We start from the raw sequence: 17708 nt of genomic DNA on the forward strand, positions 1-17708 counted from the left end.
CCGCCCGGGCGTTCCCCGTGTGTGCGGCGTCGTCCTCGTGCCCCCCGTCGCGGCCCGTCCCGTCGTTCCCGCCGCTTCGTGTGGGGCGGGGGCCGGGGCGGCTGCGCCGGGCCCTGCGGCGCCGGCGGCGGGCCGCCTCGGCCGCCCTGGCCGTGGTCGCGGCGGCCCTGGCGGTAGGAGGGGCGGAGGCCCAGGCCTCCCGGGGTGCGCCTGCGCCCGTGGTGAAACCGCCGCCGCCGGCGGCGGTGCGGATGGTCTCGGCGCCCGTGCGCATCGCGGATGCCGCGACGGTGCGGCTGCTGCGGCCCGGGGACCGGGTGGACGTGGTGGCGGCGGAACGCGCACAGGCGCCCAGGGTGCTTGCGGCCGGGGCGCGGGTCGCCGAAGTGCCGGATCCGGAAAAGGGTGTTGGGGACGGTGGGGCGCTCGTCGTCCTGTCCGTGCCGCGGGACACCGCGCGGGCCCTGGTGGGGGCGGGCGCGACGGCCCGACTGGCGGTGACGTTGTGCTGACTCGCACGCACGATCAGTCGATTCACCTCAAAGGGAAGCCCGATTGGACACACCTCTGCCGGACTGCCGTAGCTTTCGGAACCGTTGGCTCCGTGTTTGGCTTCCGTGGAGAAGGGCTCAGCAATGGGCGAGAAGAAGAAGGAAAGCGTGCTGGCGGGCTTCAAGGCCTTCCTGATGCGCGGCAACGTCGTCGACCTGGCGGTCGCCGTGGTGATCGGAGCCGCGTTCACGAACATCGTGAACTCGGTGGTCAAGGGGATCATCAGCCCGATCGTGGGCGCGGTGGGCACGAAGAGCCTGGACGGCTACAAGTCCTGCCTGAAGGCCCCTTGCGAGATCGGCCCCGACGGCCAGCCGACCGGTGTCGAGATCCTCTGGGGGTCGGTGCTGAACGCCACGCTGACCTTCGTGATCACTGCGGCGGTCGTGTACTTCCTGATGGTGCTGCCGATGGCGAAGTACCTGGCGCGGCAGGAGGACCGTCGCAAGGCCCGCGAGGGGGCCCAGGAGATCGTCGAGATCACCGAGCTGGAGGTCCTCAAGGAGATCCGCGACACGCTGGTCGCGCAGCGCGTGGGCGGCGGTGGCGGCAGCGGCGTCGGCGGTCAGGCGGTTTCGCGCGACGGCTTCTGAACGCGCCGGCCGGTCAGATGTGGTGCGGCGGCTTCTCGTCGAGGAAGCGGGCCAGATCGGCCGCGCTTCCACCCGAGGGCGGCCGCTCGCCCCAGCCGCGGTCCGTGTCGTCCGACGACTGCTGGTCCAGCGGGTCGTCGAAGACGATCCGCGGCTTCGGCCGGGGCTGCCGGGCCTCGGCGGCGGGTCGCTGGGGCTGCGGGTCGGAGGCGGGGGTGCTGCTCATACCTCCAGGGTACGGCCGCCCCTCGTGGCGGCCCGGCTCAGTCGGGCGCCTCGGCCCCCTTCCGGGCGAGGGATGCGGACATGGACATGATCACCGGCCCTTCGGGTCGAGGCGCCGCAGTCCGAGCACCACGAGGAAGGACAGGACCAGGAAGCCTGCCGCCCACCAGGCCGTCCCGGTGTTTCCCTCCCTCCACTCATTGACGGTGAAGGTAAGCGCCCAGAGCTGGCCGACGACGACGGTCAGGGCGAGCGCCAGACGGGCGTTCAGCTTCGAGGACCGCTCCGGCTCCTGGTCGGTGCCGGCGCCGGGGCCGGGGCCCGTGTGCCGGATCCGCGGGTCTCCGTAGCCGCTGGTGGGCCGGATCTGCGGATAGCGTTCCCGCACCGGCCGGTTCAGCCGCGGCTGGGCGCTGCCCCGGAGGTAGTCCGGGCGCAGGGGGGATCCGGTCGTCGCTCATGTCCGTTTCCTCTCGGTCGACTTGGCCCGGTGGGCGCCCGGACAGCCGAGCACCTCGGTGGAGGGGTCCATCGGCGCGCGCCACTCGACGACCTGCGGGTGGATCCTGCCCGTCGGGGGGGAGGTCTGCCGCCCTCGAACAGCCGGGGCGTGCCCGGGTGGTCGGCGCTGGGGCAGGGCCACATGATGCCGCCGGTCTCCTCCAGGCGTTCGTAGGTGATGCCGTAGTAGTCGTTGACCGTGCCGGCCGAGGCGACGCGCGGTCACGTGAACCCGTTGCTGCCGCGTCGGTCCCGAGCTGCGGACCGAAGGTCCTGTACATTCCGGCGCACATGTCATCCGCACCGGCCTGACCTGGGGCTTTGGGGGTGCCTCAAGCCCTTTTGCGCGCTTGTGAAGCTCTTCATAAAGCTCCGGGCGCACCCGTCACACTTCGGCGTCGGCGCCGCCCGAGGGCGCTTCCGCCGTCATGCGGAGGACGTCACGCGCCTGCTCCGTCGCGCGGGCGAGGCTTTCGGCGACGAAGTCGAGGAAGCGGGCGACGTTCTCCAGGCGGACGGCGGCCGGGGTGCCCGGGCCGAGGACACCGGCGCCCTGCCGTGCGATGTCGACCTGCTGGTTGAGGGAGCGGACGCTGGCGACCATCGACTGGTACCAGAGGTTCTCGTCGATGACGTAGCGCTCCCGGCGGCCCTCGTCGCGCTCCCGGCGGACGAGGGCCTGCCCCTCCAGGTACGCGATGGACTTGGAGATGGACGCCGGGCTGACCTGGAGGCGCTGGACGAGTTCGGCGGCGGTCATGCTGGCGGAATCGGCGGTGAGGAGGCAGACCATCACCCGCGCGGTCATCTTGTTGGACAGCCCCGACTGCATCATCACGGCGGTGAACTGCTCTTCGTACTCGGCCACCGCCTCCGGGTCGCGGCCGTGCGGCAGGGCGGCCGGACCCGTGCCCCGGGACGCGGCAGGCTTGCGCCGGCGGGCGCGGCGCTCGGTGGCGCGGTGGGCCGTTTCCGCCCGGTATCCGGCGGGGCCGCCGTTGCGCATGACCTCGCGGGTGACCGTGGAGGTCGGACGGTCCAGGCGCCTGGCGATCTCGGCGTAGGCGAGACCGTCGGCCACCCCCAGGGCGATCTGCTGGCGTTCCTGCTGGGTGAGCCTGCCTCCTGGCATCGCTGTCTCCTTCTGCGTTCTGCGGAGATCTCAGCATAGCGTTCACCGCTATTCCATTGCAACGGAATGTCGCCTTCTATTGCTTTAACCGTAGAGCCGTTGCAACGATTTCCCGCGCTTGACCTGCATGAATGACAATTCCACGCAACGAACTAGTTGCCGCCTCTTCGAACGCAACGTAGCTTTTCACTCATCGGAAACAGCGGGGCCGCCAAGGCGCCGCCGACGACGAAGGAGAAGCACCATGCAGCAGTTCGCCACCCCCGCCCCGATCGCCGCCGTCCTCGACGTCCCCGCCGGACGCATCCGGTTCATCGCCGCCGACCGCGCCGACACCACCGTCGAGATCCTCCCGGCCGACACCTCCAAGGGCCGCGACGTGAAGGCCGCGGAGCAGACCGCGGTCGAGTACGGCGACGGCATCCTGCGGATCACCACCGCGGAGCCGAAGAACCGGATCCTCGGCACCCCCGGCTCCGTCGAGGTGACCGTCCAGCTCCCCGCCGGCTCCCGCGTCGAGGCCAAGGCCGCGAGCGCCGAGATCCGGGGCGTCGGACGGCTCGGCGACGTCACCCTCGACAGCGCGCACGGCGAGGTCAAGCTCGACGAGACCGCGAGCGCCCGCCTGACCCTCCAGGCCGGTGACATCACCGTCGGCCGCCTCGGCGGCCCCGCGGAGATCAGCACCCAGAAGGGCGACCTGCACATCGCCGAGGCCGTGCAGGGCTCGGTCGTCCTGCACACCCAGGCCGGCGACATCTCCATCGGCGCCGCCCGCGGAGCCGCCGCCACCCTCGACGCCGGCACCTCCTACGGCCGCGTCCGCAACGCCCTCAAGAACGACGGCACCGGCGCCGACCTCGCCATCCACGCCACCACCGCCTACGGCGACATCACCGCCCGCAGCCTCTGATCCCAGCCCCTGCCTCGTCCCCCGATCCCCAGCCTCTGACCCGCAGCCCCCGAAGGAGCTCACCCCCATGACCGAAACGGCCATCGCAGCACGCGGGCTGCGCAAGTCCTACGGCGACAAGAAGGTCCTCGACGGCATCGACCTGGCCGTACCGGCCGGCACGGTCTTCTCCCTGCTCGGCCCGAACGGCGCCGGCAAGACCACCGCCGTCAAGATCCTCTCCACCCTCGTCACCGCCGACGCCGGCGAACTGCGCGTGGCCGGCCACGATCTGGCCGACGACCCGCAGGCGGTCCGCGCCGCCATCGGCGTCACCGGCCAGTTCTCCGCCGTCGACGGCCTGATCACCGGCGAGGAGAACATGCTCCTCATGGCGGACCTGCACCACCTGTCCAGGAAAGAAGGACGCCGGGTCACCGGCGAACTCCTGGAACGCTTCGACCTGGTGGAGGCCGCGAAGAAGCCCGCCGCCACCTACTCCGGCGGCATGAAGCGCCGTCTCGACATCGCCATGACCCTGGTCGGGGACCCGCGCGTCATCTTCCTCGACGAGCCCACCACCGGCCTCGACCCCCGCAGCCGCCACAACATGTGGCAGATCATCCGCGAGCTCGTCACCGGCGGCGTCACCGTCTTCCTCACCACCCAGTACCTGGAGGAGGCCGACCAGCTCGCCGACCGCATCGCGGTGCTCGACGGCGGGAGGATCGCCGCCGAGGGGACCGCCGAAGAACTCAAGCGGCTCGTCCCCGGCGGACACGTCAGGCTCCGCTTCACCGACCCGGCCGCCTACCGGGCCGCCGCCCCCGCCCTGCCCGGGGCGACCCGCGACGACGAGACCCTGTCCCTGCAGATCCCCAGCGACGGCAGCCAGCGCGACCTGCGCTCCGTACTGGAGCGGCTGGACTCCGCCGGCATCGAGGCCGACGAGCTGACCGTCCACACCCCCGACCTCGACGACGTCTTCTTCGCCCTGACCGGCAGCGCCGCCGCCATCCCCGCCCAGCCCAAGGAGAACGCCCGATGAGCTCGCTCGCCCTCGCCGTCCGCGACTGCTCGACGATGCTGCGCCGCAACCTCCTGCACGCCCGGCGCTACCCGTCCCTGACGCTGAACCTGCTGCTCACCCCGGTGATGCTGCTGCTCCTCTTCGTCTACATCTTCGGCGACGTGATGAGCGCGGGCATGGGCGGCGGCGACCGCTCCGACTACATCGCGTACGTCGTCCCGGGCATCCTGCTGATGACCATCGGCTCCACCGTGATCGGGGCGGCGGTGTCCGTCGCCACCGACATGTCCGAGGGGATCATCGCCCGTTTCCGGACGATGGCGATCCACCGGGGCTCGGTCCTCATCGGGCACGTGGTCGGCAGCGTCCTGCAGTCGGTCGCCAGCGTCGTCCTCGTCGGCGCCGTCGCGGTCGCCATCGGGTTCCGCTCCAAGGACGCCACCGCCCTGGAATGGCTCGCCGCCTTCGGCCTCCTCGCCCTGTTCGCCCTCGCCCTCACCTGGATCGCCGTCGGCATGGGCATGGCCAGCCCCAACGCCGAGGCCGCCAGCAACAGCGCGATGCCGCTGATCCTGCTCCCGCTCATCTCCAGCGCCTTCACCCCGATCGAGGCGATGCCGGGCTGGTTCCGGCCGATCGCCGAGTACCAGCCCTTCACCCCCGCCATCGAGACCCTCCGGGGCCTCCTCCTCGGCACCGAGATCGGCAACAACGGGTGGCTGGCCCTCGCCTGGTGCCTGGGCCTCGCGGTACTCGGCTACCGCTGGTCGGCCTCGAAGTTCGGCCAGGACCCCACGTAGCCCCGAAGCAGTTCCGCAGCAGCGCGTGACCCGCCGCACCAGGGGCGGCGTACTCCGGCACCGTCGGCGTACGCCGCCCCTTCCGCGTGCCGGGACCGGCCACCACGGCCCGGCTGGGAGTCTCGGCTGCGGGGCGGGCGTAGAACCACCGGCCCACCACCACGCACGAGGCGTAGAAGGCCATGAAGCCCACATCGCGCTCGTCACCGAGAAGGTGGCGAACACCGCCGGGATGAAGAAGGGCGTGCGGGCCGTAGGGGCCACCGCGTCCGTACGGGCCACCGCGGCCGCCCGGGGCACAGCGGCCGCCCGGACAGCGTGCCCGACCTGCCGGAAGGCGGTTCCTCTGTTCTTCTGGCCGGTATGGCCTACACCCCCATGACCGCCCGCAGCCGCGACGAGCACCACCGCACCTCGACGCCCCTGGAGCTGTTCTTCGACCTCTGTTTCGTCGTCGCGATCGCCCAGGCCGGCGCCCGGCTGGTGCACGCGCTCGCGGAGGGCCATCCCGCCACGGGGGTGATCGGCTACTTCTTCGTCTTCTTCGGCGTGTGGTGGGCCTGGATGAACTTCACCTGGTTCGCCTCCGCCTACGACTGCGACGACGTGCCGTACCGGATCGCGACGCTCGTCCAGATCGCCGGTGTGCTCGTCTACGCGGCCGGGGTGGGCGAGGCCTTCGACGAGAACGACTGGACCGTCGCCGTCGTCGGCTACATCATCATGCGCGTCGCGCTGACGGCGCAGTGGCTGCGCGCCGCCGCCGGGGAGAGCGGCCCCGCCCGCACGGCGGCCCTGACGTACGCGGCCGGGCTGGTGATCTGCCAGATCGGCTGGGTGGGACTGCTGTTCGCCCCGAGCGACGCCAAACGCTGGCTGTTCCTGGTCCTCGTCGCGGCCGAGCTGCTGGTCCCGGTGATCGCCGAGCGCGGCCACCAGACGCCGTGGCACGCGCACCACATCGTGGAGCGCTACGGCCTGTTCACCATCATCGTGCTGGGCGAGACGATCGCCGCGAGCACGGTGGCGGTGAAGTCGGCGCTCGACGAGCACGAGGCCCTCGGCCTGCTGCTCCCCATCGCCGCGGGCGGGCTGCTGATCGTGTTCGCCGCGTGGTGGATCTACTTCGCCGTGCCGATGCACCAGCACCTGAACTCCAACCGGGAGGCCATTCCGTGGGGATACGGCCACCTGCTGGTCTTCGCGTCCGGTGCGGCGATCGGTGCGGGCATCGAAGTCGCGGTCGAGCACGCGGTCGGCAAGGCGCACATCTCCCAGGTCGCCGCGAACGCCTCCGTCATGGTCCCGGCCGCGGGCTTCCTGCTCATGGTGTGGCTGCTGCACTCGCGCCACTTCAAGCGCGGCCTCGCCCAGCAGCTGGTGCTGCCCGCCGCCGCCGTGGTCACCCTCGCCTGCACCTGGACGGGCGCCTACGCCGTCCTCTACGCCGGACTCGTCGCCGTGGTCACGGTCACCGTCGGCGTGATCCTGGCCGAGCGGCCGGCCGTCCCCGCCCGGTAGCGGCGGGGACGGCCGGACCGTCACTCCCGCGCCCCCGCCGCCGTTCTCCAGCGCAGAACGAGCAGCACCCACCGCCCGACTGGAGGCACGGCCATGACACTCCCGGCGCAACGCCACGGCACTGAACCCGGAAGGGAGTTGGCCGAGCCGGGCTTCTGGCAGCAGCCACCCGCCCACCGGCTCGCCGCCTTCGCCCGCCTCCGCGCCCTCGAGGGCCCCGTGTTCGTACCCGAGGGGGCCGGGCACTGGGCCCTCGTCCGCCACGCCCACGTGCAGGAGGCCAGCCGGCTGCCCAAGGTCTTCGCCAGCGCCCCCGGGGTGACCACCCCCGAGCCGGCCCGCTGGGTCCGCGCCCTGTTCGGTGACTCGATGGTCAACCTCGACGGCCCGGACCACGCCCAGCTCCGCAAGATCGTCCAACGGGCCTTCACCCCGCGCCTGCTGGCGGCGGCCGAGGCCGACATCCACGCCGTGGCCGCCCGCATCGTGGACGACGTCCTGGCCGACCGGCCCGACGAGTTCGTCTCGGCAGTGGCCTCACGGCTGCCGCTGGAAGTCATCTGCAACATGATGGGCATCCCGGAGCGTTTCCGCGCCGAGATCGCCGACCGGGTCAACCACGCCTCCGAGAACATCGGCGTGGAGCGCGGCCTGGCCTCCCGGCTGCGGATGCCGGGCCGCGGGCTGCGCGCACTCGCCCGGATGCAGCGGATGGTGGCGGGCATCGGCCGGGAGCGGCGCAGGAACCCCACCGACGACCTGATCTCGGCGCTGGTCTGCGCGAACGTCGACGGGCAGGCCCTCGGGGCCCGTCAACTCGGCGCCTTCTTCTCGCTGTTGATGGTGGCCGGCGTGGAGACCACCCGCAACGCCATCACCCACGGGCTGACCCTGCTGACCGACCACCCCGACCAGCGGGACCTGCTGCTGTCGGACTTCGAGACGTACGCGGACGGCGCGGTGGACGAGATGATCCGCCACTCGACGCCGATCATCCAGTTCCGCCGGACGGTGGTCGCCGAGCACACCCTGGGCGGCCGCGTCCTGCAGCCGGGCGACAAGGTCGTCCTGTACTACGCCTCCGCCAACCGCGACGAGTCGGTCTTCCCCGACCCCGACGCCTTCGTCATCACCCGCTCGCCCAATCCACACCTGGGCTTCGGCGGCGGCGGCCCGCACTTCTGCCTCGGCGCGCACCTGGCCCGGGTCGAGATGAAGTCGCTCTTCCGCGAGCTGCTGACCCGGCCGGTCGGGCTGCGCGCGGTGGGCCTGCCGGACCTGGCGGGCTCGAACTTCGACAACCGGGTCCGCTCGCTCAGGTTCGCCTTCGAACGGCCCTGAGGGCGGGACCGGCGTCGGGCCGCGAAGGGCGGCACCGGCCACCGGGCAGGCTGGGAGCCCGGCGGCCGGAGCGGGCGGGGCGCACGGGGCGGGCGCCCGGCGGGGCGGCTACTTCTGCAGGCGCCGCACGGAGAGCACGCAGTGGGCGCTGCCCGTGAGGACCTCCTCGTCGCCCGCGAATGCCTGGAGGGTCTTGGCGTCGACCGGGCGTCCCGGGACCGCCTCGGGCCAGGCGCGCGTGGCGAAGAGGAAGTAGGCCTGGCCGCTCTCGTCAGCCGCGGCGACCCACTCGTCGGGGGCGGTGCACTGCGCGTTCATCCCGGGCAGGGTGAGCGCGATCTGGTTGCCCTCCAGCAGGATCTGCACCGGGAAGCCGGCCGGGTTGCGGGTGCCGTCCATGACGACGTCGCCGATGGGCAGGCCGATCTCCTCCAGCAGCCCGCGTGCCGCCGCCTCACCGGCCTCCCGGCCCCCGGGGCCGTCGCCCAGGGTGTAGGCGAGGAGGTACGGGATGTCGTGCGCCTCGGAGGGGTCGCCGATCCAGGCGAGCACCGAAAGGGTGCCGAGCTGGGACCGGTCGATTTCGGCTTGAGTAGAAGTCATGCGCCGCACCCTAGTGGTCCCGCGCCCGGGCCTTTCACGGCCTTTCACCCGCGCGGGCTAGACGGCCCAGAATCCCTCTCCGGTATTCGCCCTGATGTTCGCGTCCTGGTATTCCAGTCGCACAATGCGCGCGTTTTCCGGGATTTCGAACACCACCCATCCCTCTGCCCGCTCACCGACCGCGAGGGAATCGAAGACGATCGGTTTGCCGGTCGTCAGCTCACCGGTGGGAACCACCGGGTGGCGCTGTCCCGCGCCGTCGTGCGCCCACATGCGTCCGAGCGCCCCGTACGAGGCACCGCCCACGTTGACGAACGACATCGAGGCGGCCACCCAGCGCTTGCCGGCCGGCGGGGCGAAGTTCTTGTCCGCGCTGACCGCGGGGTCCACGTAGGCGCCGAGCACGACCTCCAGGTGGCGCCCGACCTGCGAACCGTGCACCCGTACGGCGTCACCCACATGGGCGTCCTTCGCACCCGGCTGCACGGGACCGCCCTCGCCCCCCGGAGCCCCGTCGTCCACCGGGACGGCCGGCGCCGCGGCGGGGGCGACGGCGGCCCCCTCGGGAACGCTCTGGCAGGCGGTGGCGCCGAGCAGCAGGAGCGGGAGCAGGGCGAGGGCGGGGAGGGTGGGCTGGCGCATGCAAGATCCCTTCGGGGACGTGGTGCGGCCAGTTTCACGCGCCCGGGCAGGTAATTGCACACAACGACACGAGTGTGCGGAGCGCGGGCGTACGGCCACCTGCCAGCACAATGCGTTCCGGCGGAATCCCGCCGTCCGCACCCTTTGGAGGAAGAATGCGCATCTCCGCCCGCCGAATGGCCCTGGCGGCCTTCTCCGTACTGGCCGCCACCACGCTGTTCAGCGCTCCGGCCGGCGCCACCGTTTTCAATCAAGGTATTTCCGTACATCACGACGCGTACGTCGCGGGGGACGGCACCGTCACCCTTTCCGGGTCCTACCACTGCGAGCAGGCGTCACCCACGGGGGCGATGCAGATCAGGGCGACCGTCGTCCAGGAGGACGGCCACCGGCTGAGCGTCGGCGCGGAGCAGCCCGTCTGCGACGGCACGGAGCGCCGGTGGGTGGCCACCGCCCCGGGCCGCTGGGTGAAGGTGCGCCCGGGCCACGCGGTGGTCACCGCCGAGCTGCAGGAGGTCCGCCTCTCGGGCCTGATGCCGAAGTCGGTCGCCACCGTCGCCCAGGACACGCAGGACGTCGAGGTCCGCAGGCACTGAGGCCGTGCGCGGCCGTGGCACCCTCCCGGTAGCCGCCGCTACCGGGACCGGCACTCGGGTGCGACGCCCGTCATCGACATGAAGGCCACTGTCTGGCACCCGGGGTCCGCGTGCGGTCGTCCCGTCGTCCAGTCCACGACCGTGGGCACTCCGGCAGCCAGCAGGAGCACGGTGAGGATGCCGGTCACGGCACCCGTGCTCAGCCTGCGCACAGCGCGTTCCGTTCCATGGTCGGCATCATCGCCCCGGCCGCCGCCGTCCACAACTCGACGTGTCCGGCCGGTCACCCGGCGCTCCGGGGGCTGCCTCCGACGTCGAACTCGCACCACACCGCCTTGCCGTCGCCCCGGGACTCCACGCCCCAGTGCGTGGCCAGGGCGTCCACCAGGAGCAGTCCGCGCCCCGTCGTGGCCGCCTCGCCCGGGCTGCGCCGGCGCGGCCACACGCTGGAGCGGTCCTTGACCCACAGCCGGATCCTGCGGACCGGCTCCGGGAGCACCTCCATGGTCAGCACCGCCCCGCCGTCGGTGTGCAGCAGGGCGTTGACCAGCAGCTCCCCCGCCGCCACCTCCACGTCGTCGGCGAGCTCGGGCACACCCCAGTCGCGCAGGGCCTGGCGCAGCGCGTAGCGGGCCTCCGAGAGGCCCTCGGGGTCGGCCTGGTGGATGTACTGGTGGATGCGCGGCGCCCGGTGGGTGCCTGGGTCGGGGGCCCTGCGCAGCACCAGCAGCGCCACGTCGTCCCCGGAGCCCCAGCGCTCCCACAGCCGGTCCGAGAGGTGGTCGGCGAGCGCACCGGCGTCCTGGGGCCCGCTGCGCACCGCGTGGGCGAGCGCGTCCATGCCCGCGGTGATGGTCGTACCGGGCTCCTCGACGAGGCCGTCGGTGCACAGCACCAGCGTCTCGCCGGGAACCAGGTCGAGCTGGGTCTCGGGGAACTCCTCCTGCTCGAAGGCCGAGGCCAGCCCCAGCGGGAGGCCGCCGCGCACGTTGGGCCAGCCCGTTCGCCCGTCCGTGTGACGGATCAGCGGGCCGAGGTGGCCCGCACGGACCGCGCGTACGCCGCCCGTCTCCAGGTCCACCTGCGCGTACATGCAGGTGGCGAACCGCTCCGTGTCCAGCTCCGCGAGGAAGCGCGAGGCCCGCGCCAGCACCGTGGACGGCGGGTGGCCCTCCCCCGCGTACGCCCGCAGCGCGATCCGCAGCTGGCCCATGATGGCCGCCGCGTGCGTGTCGTGGCCCTGGACGTCGCCCACGACGATGCCGACCCGGTTGCGGGGCAGCGCGATCACGTCGTACCAGTCCCCGCCGACCTCCCGCCCGCTCCATGCGGCGTGGTAGCGGACCGCGATCTCCCCGCCGGAGATCTCCGGGATCCGGCGCGGCAGCATCGCCGCCTGCAGTCCGGTCGCGAACTCCCGCTCCTGGTCGAAGAGGAGCGCCCGCTGGAGCGACTGGGCCACGATGCCCGCCAGGCCCAGGCACAGGTTGCGCTCCTCGGGGCTGAACTCCTCGCGGCGGCGGTAGAAGAGGACCAGCCCGCCGATGGCCTTGGCCTGGGCGATCAGCGGCAGGTAGGCGGCGGCCTCGAAGCGGATGCGGTTCAGGTAGTCCGCAAGGAGCGGGAACTCGTGGCCGAGCTCGCCGAGCGAGGTGACGAAACGTGCCTGCCTGGTCAGCCCCGCGTGCGAGAGCGGCAGCGACCCGTCCATCCGCGTGAACCGGCGCTCGCTGAGGATCTCCAGCGACTCCCCGCTCAGCGCGATGATCTTCATGGTCCCGCCCTCGACCAGCCCCAGGGCCAGGCCGTCCGCCCCGAGCCGCTCCAGCGCGCCCGCCCCGGTCAGCGCGGCCGTGACGTCGTCGACCGTCACCGCCCTCGACAGGGCCTCGGTGGTCCGCTGCACGATCGTCGTCTGCTGGGCGCGCGCCGCCTCCAGCTTGCGCAGCAGCGTCGCGTGGGCGAGCTCCGCCGCCGCGTCCCGGACGATCCCGGCGATGTGCAGCGCCTGCCCCTCCTCGTCCCGCACCACCCGGCCCGTGGTGTGCGTCCACTGGTCACGGCCGTCACGCCGGTGCACCGTGAAGTACGCGCCGAACGTCTCGCCGCCCTCCTCCAGGACACCGGCGATGGTCTCGCGCAGCCGGGCCGCGTCCTCGGGCCGCACGCGCAGGGCGGCGCCCTCCGCGGTGCCGTCGTACTCCTCCGGCTCCACGTCGAACACGGCCATGGCGGCCGCGTCCAGCGCCACCGTCCGCGAGGCGAGGTCCCACTCGAAACTGCCCATGCCGTTCAGCGCGAGCCGCTCCCCGGCGTCGGTCACGGGGATCCGCCGGCCCGGCCCTGGTCCGTCGCGCTCCGCCGCTGCCACCTTCCGCACCCCTACCGGCCGGGCCAGCACGGCTGGGAGATCAGGCGCTCCCACTCCTCGTCGGGCTGGCCCGGGAGGGTGCGCCCGGCCTCCCGCCAGCGCTGGACGACGGAGAGGTAGATCGTGGCCGGGTCGGCGGCGGACGCCGTCGCGTACGGGCCCGCGTACTGCCCGGGGTACGGGCCAGGATGCCCGCCCGGGTACTGGCCGGCGTGCGGGCCCGAGTAGGGGGACCGGTCGTGCCCGGCGGTCATGGCCGTGGCGGACTGTTCGACGCGGCTGGCGGGAATGCGTACCCAGCCGCGGCCCTGTGCTCGCTCCGCGCTCATCACGGACCCCTTCTCACCGCGGATCTCACCGCAGGTACGTCTTCGGATGCCCCGGCGGTACCCCCGGACCCGGCCCGGAGGAAGCAGCCCGGCCGAGCCGGGCGCCCCCGGGGGAGCCCGGCCGCGGACCCCGGGCGCCGAGGCGCTTGCGGACTCCTCTCACCAGTCTCCCCGCCGTGAAGCCCGCGCCGTGCACGAATCGCATGGAAGGGCCGAATGAGGGAGCCGCCAGCAGCCCCGCGAAGAACAGCCCGGGCCACGAGGACTCGAAACCGGGGCCCAATGCCGGGACCCTGCTGCTGCCGACGGTCGTCAGCGCGGCGCGCAGCCCCGCGTCCAGCAGCTCCAGCCGGGCCAGGTCCGGGGCGAAGCCGGTGGCCGCGATGACGTGGGAGACGTCCAGGACCACCGATTCACCCGCGTGCGTGGTCAGCCCGAGCCGCGTCCGCTCGCCCACCGCCACCGCCCGGTGCAACCGGTGCCCGAGCAGCGCGGGCACGCGCCGCTCGAAGCGGTCCCGCAGCCACCAGGCGCCCGCCGGGCCCAGCGCGGTCGCCGCGATCCGCTCCCGGGTGTGCGCGGGCAGCCTGCGCACCGCCCAGGGCAGCTCCGACCACACCCAGCTGCGCCATCCCGTCCCGAGACCGCTGTGCGGTTCGCGCAGGGCGCGCAGCGGGGGCCGGCTCAGCGGCTGCGGGACGGTGTTCCAGTTCAGCCGCGAGCGCCGGGCGACCAGGCACGGCCGGGCACCCTGCTCGGCCAGCAGGGCGGCGGTCTCCAGGGCCGCCTGTCCGGCCCCGAGCACGGCGACCTCGCGGCCCGCGAAACCGGACAGGTCCCGGTGGCCGCTGCTGTGCGAGTAGTGGGTGGGCGGGAGCTCCCGCAGCGCCTCGGGGTGGCGGGTGAAGGGCATCACCCCGGCCGCGACGGCGACCGTACGGGCGAGGAGGGGCGGTCCCTCGGCGGTGCGGACGCGGAAGCCGTCGCCCTGTGGGGTCACCTCCGTGACGGTCACCTCCTCCACCTGCGGCCCGGCGTGCCGGGCGAACCACATCCCGTACGCGCTGAACGTGCCGATGGGCAGCGGAGTGCCGTGTTCCGCCACCGTTCCGAGGGAGGCGCAGTACTCGGCCAGGGTGTGCCGCCCGTCCGGCGCGGACAGGTTGGAGGACCAGGGCTCCGACTTGAGGTACATGCCCTCGGGCATGTGGTCGCGCCACGAGGCCATGGGCCTCCCCAGCAGCCGTACGCCGAGGCCCGCGCCGGCTGCGTGGGCGGCGATCGACAGCCCGTACGGGCCCGCGCCGATCACCACGAGATCGTCGATCCGCGTCACGGCCGCTCCTCCCGCTCGATGGCCACCTGCCCGGTCCCGCCCGCCGGGCCCGGCCCGGTCAACGCGTCACCAGTTCGTCCGGCTCGGCCGAGGCCTCCGGCGGAACGGGGCGGGAGACCGCCCCCGCGGAGGTCACGCCGGGCTGCTGCTCCCGCCCGCGCTGCCGGGGCGCGCGGACGACCGCGCGGGCCGTGCGGCGGCCCTGCGCCGGGACACCGCGCAGGACCCGTACCCCCTTGGCCGCGCCGCGTCCCAGGAAGGCGGCGAGCATGGCCAGGAACGGCCGGACGTCGTCCGCGGCGAACCAGGCCGCTTCGACCCGCGCCCGCTCCGCGGCCGGCCCCTGCTTCGGCGGCGCGGGGTCCGCCGCCGGTCGGCGGCGCGGCAGGGACCGGCCCCGGACCGCGGCCAGCAGCGCGTAGTTCTCCGCGACGAACATCCGGCCCGCGCCGCCCGAAGGCTGCGGGACCCGTTGGCCCGTCAGGTCCAGGTACATCGCCTGGACCACGTCGAGTCCGGCGGCGTCCGTGAACAGCCTGAACTGTGCGCCCGGGCGGGGGTTGAAGTCCACCAGCCGGAAGACCCCGCGCTCGTCCCGGCGGAAGTCCAGGTCCAGGATGCCCTGGTAGCCGAGGCGTTCGGCGAGGTGCAGCGCGGCCTCCTCCACCGCCGGGTCCGGCAGCCAGCGGCCCACCGCCGTCAGTCCCGTGCGCACCGGCCAGGACAGCTCCTTGCGGCCCGATCCGGCGAGCAGCGGACGGCCGCCCCGGGTGAAGGCGCCGTGGAAGAACCAGTCGGTGTCCGGGCCGGCCGGCAGGAACCTCTGGAGCAGCAGCCTGCTCCCGGCCTCGGCGGAGCGCTCGTACAGCCGGCGCGCCTCGGCGGTGGTGTGCACGAGGGTGGTGCTGCGCAGCCCGTCCGCCCCGGAGGGCAGCAGCCAGGGCCGGCTCCACTTGGCGATCACCGGCAGGCCCAGCCGCCAGGCCGCCTCCGCCGCCTCGGCTCCGCTCGCCGGGACCACGGTCTCCGGGTGCGGGACGTCCCACCGTGAACAGAGCCTGGACAACTCGGCCTTGTCGGCCACCCGGGCGGGCAGGTTGTCGGGCTGATGGGGGATCCGGAAACGGTCGCGGAGCGCCGGGGCGACCCGGGACACGGCGATGGCGCTCAGGTCGTCCATGGCGATGAGCACGGCGGGGCGGCCGATCCGCTCCGACACCGCGGTGAGGCACTCCAGCAGGGCCTCGGGCGTTTCCGGGTCCAGTCCGCCGACGGGCCCGGGGTGCGCGGAGCGCAGGTACCGCGAACGCCCCATGGGACCTCCCCCGGCCTCGACGACGGCATGGACCTCCACGCCCTTGCGGCCGAGGGACCTGACGGCGCCGAGGGTTCCGTGGTGGAACGGATTGCGGTCGAGTCTGAGCACGACGGCGGGCACATGGTTGGCGAACGCGTGCATGGCAAAGGGGTCTTTCACCTAGTCGGACCAAGCGGGGGTGATGTGGAGCTGCGAATGGCCTACCCGGCAGTCACCGAACAGGCAGTTCGTCAGATGTGATGCCTAACGTCTTCGACAAGCACACCGATTCGGGAAAGCTCGGGAGACGCCATGCCCAGACCACGCCGCCGACTGGCGAGCACCTGCGTCGGTACGGTCACGGCCGGACTGCTCGCCACCGGGGCCGCCCTCGCGGCGCCCGACGAGAATCGGACCGGGGACTCCGGCACCGCCATGGGCGCCTATCTCGACTACGGGCCCAACGGGGTGGCCCGCATCCCGTACCTCTCGCGCTGGCTGGGCGGCAGGGAGATCCGGGTCGGCCACACCTATCTCCCCGGCGACCAGTGGGCCGGCATTGAGGGCCGGGTCTCCTTCCTGGAGGACTGGGCGCGGTGGCGGCTGGCTGACGACGACCGGATGTTCGTCCTCAACGTGCCCATGCAGGCCCGCAACGAGGCGCGGGTGCCCGACCACCAGGTGGCCCGGCTCATCCGGGCGGGCGCGCTCGGCGACCACGACGAGCACTTCCGCCGGCTCGCCGAGCGGCTGGTGTCGCTGGGGGTCCCCGACACCGTGATCGTGCTCGGCTGGGAGATGAACGGCGTCACCTACACCCACCGGTGCCGGCCCGACCCGGCGAACTGGAAGGTGTACTGGCGGCGCGTCGTCGAGGTGATGCGCGCCGTGCCCGGCCAGAAGTTCAAGTTCGACTTCGCCCCGAGCAGGGGTACGGACGCGATCGGCTGGACGAAGTGCTACCCGGGCGACGACTACGTCGACATCATCGGGATGGACTCCTACGACCAGGCCCCCGGAGAGACCTTCGACGAGCAGGTCTCCCAGCCGTACGGGCTCCAGAAGCACGTCGACTTCGCGCGGGCGCACCGCAAGGCGATCTCGTACCCGGAGTGGGGGCTGTTCCGGCGCGGGGACAACCCGGAGTACGTACGGCGCATGCTGCGGTGGATCGAGCAGCACAAGCCGCTCTACCACACCATCACCGACTACTGCCCGCACGGCGTGTGGCAGTGCAAGCAGAACCCCGAGTCCTCGAAGGTCTTCCGGGACGCGCTGACGCCGGAGGCGCCCGGCCCGGTGGTGCCCACGCCGGTCGTGCCCACGCCGGTCGTACCCACACCCATGGTGCCGACCCCCGTGGTGCCCACGCCCGTCGTGCCGACGCCGGTTGTGCCCACGCCGCAGGTCCCGACGCCCGCCGTCCCGACCCCGCAGATGCCCACACCCGCCGTCCCGACCCCGCAGATCCCGACACCCGCCGTCCCGACCCCGCAGATCCCGACCCCGCAGATCCCGACCCCGCAGATCCCGACACCGCAGATCCCGACACCCCAGGTCACCGAGCCCTCGGCCGAACCGAGCCCGGTCGCCCCGACCCCGGTCGCCCCCAGCCCCGAGGTGCCGACCCCGGTCGCCCCGAGTCCCGAGGTCCCCGCACCCGTCAGCCCCCGGCCCACGCCGCCGGAGCCGAGCCCCGAGGTACCGAAGCCCTCCCCCGCTGCGCCCTCGCCGGTGGCACCGGCGCCCGTCACGCCGGGCCCGGTCGTACCGAAGCCCGAGCCCACTCCGGCCAAGCCCCTGCCGCAGCCGCAGCAGCCGCCGCTCAACAGCAGGCAGTGGTGCGTACCGATCAACTTCGGCGAGTGGCTGTCCAAGCTCGTCGGCAAGCAGTCGATCTGCGTCAAGATCGACCTGGGGGAGGACTCCGGCTTCTGGCCCTTCTAG

19 protein-coding genes and 1 pseudogene are annotated in these 17708 nt (G+C 73.0%); 9 read left to right on the forward strand and 11 right to left on the reverse strand.

Annotated features, from left to right (window positions below; all coding sequences use genetic code 11):
- Window positions 1–17: 17 nt before the first annotated feature.
- Both IH80_RS0123120 and mscL read left to right on the forward strand, forming a co-directional pair.
- Complete coding sequence (locus IH80_RS0123120) at window positions 18–512, forward strand: hypothetical protein (protein ID WP_030962978.1); 495 nt, start codon at window positions 18–20, stop codon at window positions 510–512.
- A 123-nt stretch (window positions 513–635) separates the two neighbouring features.
- Entirely contained in the window at window positions 636–1145 is a 510-nt protein-coding gene (gene mscL / locus IH80_RS0123125; RefSeq protein ID WP_030962979.1) for a large conductance mechanosensitive channel protein MscL, read from the forward strand.
- A gap of 13 nt (window positions 1146–1158) precedes the next feature.
- Here the strand turns inward: mscL and IH80_RS0123130 are convergent, their stop codons facing one another.
- The 4 genes and pseudogenes from IH80_RS0123130 to IH80_RS0123140 all read right to left on the reverse strand — a co-directional run bounded on the left by IH80_RS0123130 (window position 1159) and on the right by IH80_RS0123140 (window position 3003).
- The gene (locus tag IH80_RS0123130) at window positions 1159–1371 is read right to left on the reverse strand and encodes a hypothetical protein (RefSeq protein WP_030962980.1); all 213 of its coding nucleotides are present in this window, start codon (window positions 1369–1371) and stop codon (window positions 1159–1161) included.
- Between the two features lie 90 nt (window positions 1372–1461).
- Window positions 1462–1809, reverse strand: coding sequence for a DUF6755 family protein (locus IH80_RS0123135; protein ID WP_051809792.1), 348 nt, complete (start codon window positions 1807–1809; stop codon window positions 1462–1464).
- A gap of 84 nt (window positions 1810–1893) precedes the next feature.
- Window positions 1894–2090: pseudogene (locus IH80_RS47185) on the reverse strand (hypothetical protein); the annotation flags it as partial.
- A gap of 166 nt (window positions 2091–2256) precedes the next feature.
- A complete protein-coding gene (locus IH80_RS0123140) occupies window positions 2257–3003 on the reverse strand; it encodes a helix-turn-helix domain-containing protein (RefSeq protein ID WP_030962984.1) in 747 nt (248 codons plus the stop codon).
- Between the two features lie 244 nt (window positions 3004–3247).
- On the opposite strand from IH80_RS0123140, the gene IH80_RS0123145 reads away from it, so the two are divergent.
- From IH80_RS0123145 to IH80_RS0123165, 5 genes are all read left to right on the forward strand, one after another.
- A complete protein-coding gene (locus IH80_RS0123145) occupies window positions 3248–3916 on the forward strand; it encodes a DUF4097 family beta strand repeat-containing protein (RefSeq protein WP_030962986.1) in 669 nt (222 codons plus the stop codon).
- Between the two features lie 67 nt (window positions 3917–3983).
- Window positions 3984–4943 carry a daunorubicin resistance protein DrrA family ABC transporter ATP-binding protein gene (locus IH80_RS0123150; RefSeq protein ID WP_030962987.1) on the forward strand — a complete coding sequence of 320 codons (960 nt, stop codon included), beginning with the start codon at window positions 3984–3986 and terminating at the stop codon, window positions 4941–4943.
- A complete protein-coding gene (locus tag IH80_RS0123155) occupies window positions 4940–5725 on the forward strand; it encodes an ABC transporter permease (RefSeq protein WP_030962988.1) in 786 nt (261 codons plus the stop codon). Before IH80_RS0123150 ends, IH80_RS0123155 begins: the two co-directional genes overlap by 4 nt.
- A gap of 363 nt (window positions 5726–6088) precedes the next feature.
- A complete protein-coding gene (locus tag IH80_RS0123160) occupies window positions 6089–7246 on the forward strand; it encodes a low temperature requirement protein A (RefSeq protein WP_078906702.1) in 1158 nt (385 codons plus the stop codon).
- Between the two features lie 93 nt (window positions 7247–7339).
- Window positions 7340–8587 (forward strand): cytochrome P450, encoded by a 1248-nt coding sequence (locus IH80_RS0123165; protein ID WP_030962991.1) that lies wholly within the window; start codon window positions 7340–7342, stop codon window positions 8585–8587.
- A 108-nt stretch (window positions 8588–8695) separates the two neighbouring features.
- On the opposite strand, the gene IH80_RS0123170 is transcribed toward IH80_RS0123165, so the two are convergent.
- Both IH80_RS0123170 and IH80_RS0123175 read right to left on the reverse strand, forming a co-directional pair.
- Entirely contained in the window at window positions 8696–9190 is a 495-nt protein-coding gene (locus IH80_RS0123170; protein ID WP_030852554.1) for a DUF5949 family protein, read from the reverse strand.
- A 57-nt stretch (window positions 9191–9247) separates the two neighbouring features.
- Window positions 9248–9832 carry a DUF4352 domain-containing protein gene (locus IH80_RS0123175; protein WP_051809797.1) on the reverse strand — a complete coding sequence of 195 codons (585 nt, stop codon included), beginning with the start codon at window positions 9830–9832 and terminating at the stop codon, window positions 9248–9250.
- 155 nt (window positions 9833–9987) lie between these two features.
- Between IH80_RS0123175 and IH80_RS0123180 the strand changes: the two genes are divergently transcribed.
- A complete protein-coding gene (locus tag IH80_RS0123180; RefSeq protein WP_158943585.1) occupies window positions 9988–10428 on the forward strand; it encodes a DUF6299 family protein in 441 nt (146 codons plus the stop codon).
- A gap of 38 nt (window positions 10429–10466) precedes the next feature.
- Here the strand turns inward: IH80_RS0123180 and IH80_RS45400 are convergent, their stop codons facing one another.
- The 5 genes from IH80_RS45400 to IH80_RS0123205 all read right to left on the reverse strand — a co-directional run bounded on the left by IH80_RS45400 (window position 10467) and on the right by IH80_RS0123205 (window position 15923).
- Window positions 10467–10640 carry a hypothetical protein gene (locus IH80_RS45400; RefSeq protein ID WP_199819296.1) on the reverse strand — a complete coding sequence of 58 codons (174 nt, stop codon included), beginning with the start codon at window positions 10638–10640 and terminating at the stop codon, window positions 10467–10469.
- Between the two features lie 71 nt (window positions 10641–10711).
- The gene (locus tag IH80_RS0123190; protein ID WP_078906709.1) at window positions 10712–12715 is read right to left on the reverse strand and encodes a SpoIIE family protein phosphatase; all 2004 of its coding nucleotides are present in this window, start codon (window positions 12713–12715) and stop codon (window positions 10712–10714) included.
- A gap of 95 nt (window positions 12716–12810) precedes the next feature.
- Window positions 12811–13128: a hypothetical protein gene (locus IH80_RS0123195; protein ID WP_030962996.1), complete on the reverse strand. Its 318-nt coding sequence runs from the start codon at window positions 13126–13128 to the stop codon at window positions 12811–12813.
- A gap of 25 nt (window positions 13129–13153) precedes the next feature.
- Entirely contained in the window at window positions 13154–14455 is a 1302-nt protein-coding gene (locus IH80_RS0123200; RefSeq protein ID WP_051809821.1) for an NAD(P)-binding domain-containing protein, read from the reverse strand.
- 67 nt (window positions 14456–14522) lie between these two features.
- The gene (locus IH80_RS0123205; RefSeq protein WP_030962999.1) at window positions 14523–15923 is read right to left on the reverse strand and encodes a hypothetical protein; all 1401 of its coding nucleotides are present in this window, start codon (window positions 15921–15923) and stop codon (window positions 14523–14525) included.
- A 150-nt stretch (window positions 15924–16073) separates the two neighbouring features.
- Between IH80_RS0123205 and IH80_RS0123210 the strand changes: the two genes are divergently transcribed.
- Complete coding sequence (locus IH80_RS0123210; RefSeq protein WP_051809801.1) at window positions 16074–17708, forward strand: glycoside hydrolase family 26 protein; 1635 nt, start codon at window positions 16074–16076, stop codon at window positions 17706–17708.

Source organism: Streptomyces sp. NRRL S-378, assembly GCF_000720645.1.
Lineage (GTDB): Bacteria > Actinomycetota > Actinomycetes > Streptomycetales > Streptomycetaceae > Streptomyces.

Bases quoted from the DNA above. Each gene is read 5' to 3' on its own strand.
- IH80_RS0123130 (WP_030962980.1), bottom strand. From the start codon at position 1,371: ATGAGCAGCACCCCCGCCTCCGACCCGCAGCCCCAGCGACCCGCCGCC.
- IH80_RS0123205 (WP_030962999.1), bottom strand. From the start codon at position 15,923: ATGCACGCGTTCGCCAACCATGTGCCCGCCGTCGTGCTCAGACTCGAC.
- IH80_RS0123150 (WP_030962987.1), top strand. From the start codon at position 3,984: ATGACCGAAACGGCCATCGCAGCACGCGGGCTGCGCAAGTCCTACGGC.
- IH80_RS0123165 (WP_030962991.1), top strand. From the start codon at position 7,340: ATGACACTCCCGGCGCAACGCCACGGCACTGAACCCGGAAGGGAGTTG.
- IH80_RS0123180 (WP_158943585.1), top strand. From the start codon at position 9,988: ATGCGCATCTCCGCCCGCCGAATGGCCCTGGCGGCCTTCTCCGTACTG.
- mscL (WP_030962979.1), top strand. From the start codon at position 636: ATGGGCGAGAAGAAGAAGGAAAGCGTGCTGGCGGGCTTCAAGGCCTTC.
- IH80_RS0123175 (WP_051809797.1), bottom strand. From the start codon at position 9,832: ATGCGCCAGCCCACCCTCCCCGCCCTCGCCCTGCTCCCGCTCCTGCTG.
- IH80_RS0123145 (WP_030962986.1), top strand. From the start codon at position 3,248: ATGCAGCAGTTCGCCACCCCCGCCCCGATCGCCGCCGTCCTCGACGTC.
- IH80_RS0123195 (WP_030962996.1), bottom strand. From the start codon at position 13,128: ATGAGCGCGGAGCGAGCACAGGGCCGCGGCTGGGTACGCATTCCCGCC.
- IH80_RS0123170 (WP_030852554.1), bottom strand. From the start codon at position 9,190: ATGACTTCTACTCAAGCCGAAATCGACCGGTCCCAGCTCGGCACCCTT.
- IH80_RS0123155 (WP_030962988.1), top strand. From the start codon at position 4,940: ATGAGCTCGCTCGCCCTCGCCGTCCGCGACTGCTCGACGATGCTGCGC.
- IH80_RS0123160 (WP_078906702.1), top strand. From the start codon at position 6,089: ATGGCCTACACCCCCATGACCGCCCGCAGCCGCGACGAGCACCACCGC.
- IH80_RS0123140 (WP_030962984.1), bottom strand. From the start codon at position 3,003: ATGCCAGGAGGCAGGCTCACCCAGCAGGAACGCCAGCAGATCGCCCTG.
- IH80_RS0123190 (WP_078906709.1), bottom strand. From the start codon at position 12,715: ATGGGCAGTTTCGAGTGGGACCTCGCCTCGCGGACGGTGGCGCTGGAC.
- IH80_RS0123210 (WP_051809801.1), top strand. From the start codon at position 16,074: ATGCCCAGACCACGCCGCCGACTGGCGAGCACCTGCGTCGGTACGGTC.